The sequence below is a fragment of the Streptomyces sp. AC627_RSS907 genome (genome assembly GCF_019049165.1).
On the sequence record NZ_JAGMUE010000072.1, the window covers coordinates 1 to 5304 of the forward strand.

Sequence of the window (5304 nt, forward strand, 5' to 3'; positions counted from 1 at the left end):
GCCGGGGACTGCCGGGCTGTCCGGCCCTCCCGTCCCTCCCGGCCCTCCCGTCCGAAGCGGCGCTTCGGATCCGCCGGGCCCTTGGGACCCGTCAGTCTCGCCAGACCGAAGCGGCCCGTCAGACCGAAGTGGCCCGTCAGTCCCACCGATCCCATCGGCCCCGCCGATCCCGCCGATCCCGCCGATCCCGTCGAAGCCATGGAGCCCGTCGGACCCAGCCGACCCGTCCGACCGATCCGGCCCCTCCGACCCAGCCCATCGATCCGGCCCCTCCGAGCCGCGCGGGCCACCGGCCTCCTCCCGCCCGTCCGGACCGCCCGCGCCCTGCGATCCCCCCGGGCCTCCCGGCCTCTCCCCCAACGGCTCCGAGGCGGGGAAGTCGGTGTGCCGGAGGGCACGGGCGCCGGCGTACGCCTCGATCTGCCCGGCGACCTCGGTCTCCGCGAGCGGCAGCCGGGCCCACACGGTCTTGGTGCCCGGACGGTACGTGATGCCCCACGCCTCCGAGAGCGCGGCGACGAGCCGCAGCCCGCGCCCGTACTCGGGGGTCTCGTGCGGCGTCTCGTCGTCGCCGTCGTCCCTCGGCGCGCGGGAGGGGTGGTAGTCCGTGGCCTCGACGACGAGCGTGCCCGCGTCCTCCAGCCGGCAGGCCACCTCGACGTCGGTGCCCGCGTGCACGACGGCGTTGGTGACCAGCTCGCTGACGACCGCCAGGGCGTCGGCGGCGAGGTGCTCGGTCAGCCGGGCCGTGCCGGGCAGGCCGCGCGCGGTCCAGTCGGCGAGCGCCGCCCGCACCACCGCGCGGGCGGCGGCCGGCGCCGTGGGGCTGCCGAGCAGGACGGCGCGCGCCCGCGCGCACCCCTGGGCGGTTGCCTCAGCAGTGGGCGCGTGCGCACCACCGGCACAGGAGACTGTCTCCCGTTGCGTCGGAATGGCCCCCATGAACGGCTCCCCGGGCAGCTCGTGCGAATACTTCGCAGTCGTTGCCGACAGAGTGACAGACCGACCCCGCATATAAGCGCCGAGTTACCGAAGTGGGCCGCCAAGGGTGAGAACCGTGCTAGGTGAACGTTCGAAGACGGCCGGAAAACGCCCCGTTTCGAGCACCGGCCATGCGAGCGGCCGATGCGCTACGCCTCCCGCGAGCCCTCGTACATCTCCTCGATCAGGTGCTTGTACTCCCGCTCCACCACCGGCCGCTTCAGCTTCAGACTTGGCGTGATCTCGCCGTGCTCCACGTCCAGGTCCCGGGGCAGCAGGCGGAACTTCTTGATGGTCTGCCAGCGCTGGAGGCCCTCGTTGAGCTGCTTGACGTAGCCGTCGACCATCTCGACCGTCGCCGGCGCCACGACGACCTCGGCGTACGACGTGCCCGCCAGGCCGTTCTCCTTCGCCCACTCCATGATCGCGACCTCGTCGAGGGCGATGAGCGCCGTGCAGAAGTTCCGGTCGGCGCCGTGGACCAGGATGTTGGAGACGTACGGGCACACCGCCTTGAACTGCCCCTCGACCTCGGCGGGCGCGATGTACTTGCCGCCGGAGGTCTTGATGAGGTCCTTCTTGCGGTCGGTGATGCGCAGGTAGCCGTCGGGCGAGAGCTCGCCGATGTCGCCGGTGTGGAACCAGCCGTCCGGCTCCAGGACCTCGGCGGTCTTCTCGGGAAGCTTGTGGTAGCCCTCCATGATGCCGGGGCCGCGCAGCAGGATCTCGCCGTCGTCCGCGATGCGCACCTCGGTGCCGGGCAGCGGCTTGCCGACGGTGCCGGTGCGATAGGCCTCGCCGGGGTTCACGAAGGACGCGGCGGAGGACTCGGTGAGGCCGTACCCCTCCAGGATGTGGATGCCGGCGCCGGAGAAGAAGTACCCGATCTCCGGCGCGAGGGCGGCCGAACCGGACACGCAGGCCCTCAGCTGCCCGCCGAAGGCCTCGCGGATCTTCGCGTACACGAGGGCGTCGGCCACCCTGTGCCTGGTGGCGAGCCCGAAGGGCGCGGTGCGCGTGCCGGTGCGCTTGAAGTTGTCCTGGGTCACCTTGGCGTACTCGCGGGCGACCTCCGCCGCCCACTGGAAGATCTTGTACTTCGCCCCGCCGCCGGCCCGGGCCTTGGCGGCGACGCCGTTGTAGACCTTCTCGAAGATGCGGGGGACGGCCGCCATGTAGGTCGGCCGGACGACCGGCAGGTTCTCGATGATCTTGTCGACCCGGCCGTCGACGGCGGTGACGTGGCCGACCTCGATCTGGCCGGAGGTCAGCACCTTGCCGAAGACGTGCGCCAGCGGCAGCCACAGGTACTGCACGTCGTCCTCGGTGACCAGGCCGGTCGCGGCGATCGCCTTCGCCATGTACGACCAGTTGTCGTGCGGCAGGCGGACACCCTTGGGCCGGCCGGTGGTGCCGGAGGTGTAGATGAGGGTCGCGAGCTGGTCCTTGGTGAGCGCGCCGACCCGCTTCTCGACCAGCTCCGGGTCCGTCTCCAGACGGGCCGCGCCCCGGCGCTCCAGCTCGTCGAGGGTGAGGATCCAGTCCTCGGCGGTGTCGGCACCGGTCGCGTCGATCACCACGACGTGGGTGAGGTCGGGCAGCTCCGCGCGCTTCTCCCTGACCTTGGCCAGCTGGGCGGCGTCCTCCGCGACGAGCACCCTGCTCTCGGAGTCGGAGAGGATGTACGCCGACTCGTCGGCGTTGGTCTGCGGATAGACCGTGGTCGTCGCCGCGCCCGCGCACATGATGCCGAGGTCGGCCAGGATCCACTCGATGCGGGTGGAGGAGGCCAGGGCCACGCGCTGCTCGGGCTGCAGACCGAGTTCGATCAGACCGGCCGCGATCGCGTGGACCCGCTCGGCGGCCTGCGCCCAGGTGAGCGACTTCCAGTCGTCCGGGCCCTCACCCGCGGCCGGCGGCACCGGGTAGCGGTAGGCCTCGGCGTCCGGCGTGGCCGCCACCCGCTCCAGGAAGAGTCCCGCCACGGAGGGCGGACGGTTCTCGATCAGTGTCTGTGTGTCGCTCACGACGTCCTCCGGGGCCCGCGACGGTGCGGCCTGCTCGTTGCGGCTGGATCAGGTGCGGCTGGTTTCACTCTCTGGTGGTGGCACAGGCGTTGTTTAACTCACGAGTAACTATCGGGCAGGCATCAGAGTAGAGGGCGACCGGCGCCCGCGTAAGCCTCCGCGCCCTGTCATTTCGTACCGAGAGCCACCCGTGACATGCGGAGGGACCCGCCGCGCTCGCGCACGACGGGTCCCTTCGTGTCCGTTCTGCCGGGGTGGGCACGGCGAGCCGGGAGGGCGGCGTGGTTACTTCTTGGCCTTGCCCGACCCCGCGCTGTCGTCACTGGACAGGACCGCGATGAAGGCCTCCTGCGGAACCTCCACGGAACCCACCATCTTCATCCGCTTCTTGCCTTCCTTCTGCTTCTCCAGCAGCTTCCGCTTACGGGAGATGTCACCGCCGTAGCACTTGGCGAGGACGTCCTTGCGGATGGCGCGGATGGTCTCGCGGGCGATCACCCGGGAGCCGATCGCGGCCTGGACCGGCACCTCGAAGGCCTGCCGCGGGATGAGCTCCTTGAGCTTGGCGACGAGCCGCACGCCGTACGCGTACGCCTGGTCCCGGTGCGTGATCGCCGAGAAGGCGTCCACCTTGTCGCCGTGCAGCAGGATGTCGACCTTGACCAGGCTGGAGGTCTGCTCACCGGTGGGCTCGTAGTCCAGCGAGGCGTAACCACGCGTCTTCGACTTGAGCTGGTCGAAGAAGTCGAAGACGATCTCGGCGAGCGGCAGGGTGTAGCGGATCTCGACCCGGTCCTCGGACAGGTAGTCCATGCCGAGCAGGGTGCCGCGCCGGGTCTGGCACAGCTCCATGATCGAGCCGATGAACTCGGTCGGCGCGAGGATCGTGGCGCGCACGACCGGCTCGTACACCTCGTTGATCTTGCCCTCGGGGAACTCGCTCGGGTTGGTGACGGTGTGCTCGCTGCCGTCCTCCATCACCACGCGGTAGACCACGTTGGGCGCGGTGGCGATCAGGTCGAGGCCGAACTCGCGCTCCAGCCGCTCGCGGATCACGTCGAGGTGGAGCAGGCCCAGGAAACCGACGCGGAAACCGAAGCCGAGGGCGGCGGAGGTCTCCGGCTCGTAGACCAGGGCGGCGTCGTTGAGCTGGAGCTTGTCCAGCGCCTCGCGCAGCTCGGGGTAGTCCGACCCGTCCAGCGGGTAGAGGCCGGAGAAGACCATCGGCCTGGGGTCCTTGTAGCCGCCGAGCGCCTCCTCGGCGCCCTTGTGCTGGCTGGTGACGGTGTCACCGACCTTGGACTGGCGGACGTCCTTCACGCCGGTGATCAGGTAACCCACCTCGCCGACGCCGAGACCGTCCGCGGACAGCATCTCCGGCGAGTTGGTGCCGATCTCCAGCAGCTCGTGCGTGGCGCCGGTGGACATCATCCGGATGCGCTCGCGCTTGTTGAGCTGGCCGTCGATGACACGGACGTACGTCACGACACCGCGGTAGGAGTCGTAGACGGAGTCGAAGATCATCGCGCGGGCGGGGGCGTCCTTGACGCCGACCGGAGCCGGGATCTCGGCGACGACCTTGTCCAGCAGCGCGTCGACGCCGAGGCCGGTCTTGGCGGAGACCTTGAGCACGTCGTCGGGGTCGCACCCGACCAGGTTGGCGAGCTCCTCGGCGAACTTCTCGGGCTGCGCGGCCGGCAGGTCGATCTTGTTCAGCACGGGGATGATCGTGAGGTCGTTCTCCATCGCCAGGTAGAGGTTGGCGAGGGTCTGGGCCTCGATGCCCTGGGCGGCGTCGACGAGGAGGATGGTGCCCTCGCACGCGGCGAGCGACCGCGAGACCTCGTAGGTGAAGTCGACGTGCCCGGGGGTGTCGATCATGTTGAGGATGTGCGTACTGCTCTTGTCGTGGGTGGGGGCCCACGGCAACCGCACCGCCTGGGACTTGATCGTGATGCCGCGCTCGCGCTCGATGTCCATGCGGTCGAGGTACTGGGCGCGCATCTGCCGCTGCTCGACCACACCGGTCAGCTGGAGCATCCGGTCGGCGAGCGTGGACTTGCCGTGGTCGATGTGCGCGATGATGCAGAAATTGCGGATCAGAGCCGGGTCGGTACGGCTCGGCTCGGGCACATGGCTAGGGATCGCGGGCACGCAGGGTCCTGATTCTTGAGGCGTCCGCAGTGTCTGCGGTCTCGGGTCGGATCGATACGTAGCCTCCATCGTCCCACGGGTGGGGAGCTGGGATGGGTTTGGGAGGGGTTGAGGGCGGGTTCGGGGCGGGCCGGGACTGTGC

At 69.9% G+C, this 5304-nt stretch carries 2 protein-coding genes and 2 pseudogenes; 1 reads left to right on the top strand and 3 read right to left on the bottom strand.

Annotated elements, in window-relative coordinates; all coding sequences use genetic code 11:
• Positions 1-303 (top strand): annotated as a pseudogene (locus tag KUM32_RS45320) (DUF4573 domain-containing protein); the annotation flags it as partial.
• A 162-nt stretch (positions 304-465) separates the two neighbouring features.
• Here the strand turns inward: KUM32_RS45320 and KUM32_RS45325 are convergent.
• The 3 genes and pseudogenes from KUM32_RS45325 to lepA form a co-directional block, all read right to left on the bottom strand.
• Positions 466-1014: pseudogene (locus tag KUM32_RS45325) on the bottom strand (ATP-binding protein); the annotation flags it as partial.
• A 116-nt stretch (positions 1015-1130) separates the two neighbouring features.
• Entirely contained in the window at positions 1131-3008 is a 1878-nt protein-coding gene (locus tag KUM32_RS17810; RefSeq protein WP_217142901.1) for a long-chain fatty acid--CoA ligase, read from the bottom strand.
• Positions 3009-3293: 285 nt separating this feature from the next.
• Positions 3294-5162 carry a translation elongation factor 4 gene (gene lepA, locus KUM32_RS17815; protein ID WP_217142902.1) on the bottom strand — a complete coding sequence of 623 codons (1869 nt, stop codon included), beginning with the start codon at positions 5160-5162 and terminating at the stop codon, positions 3294-3296.
• Positions 5163-5304 lie beyond the last annotated feature (142 nt).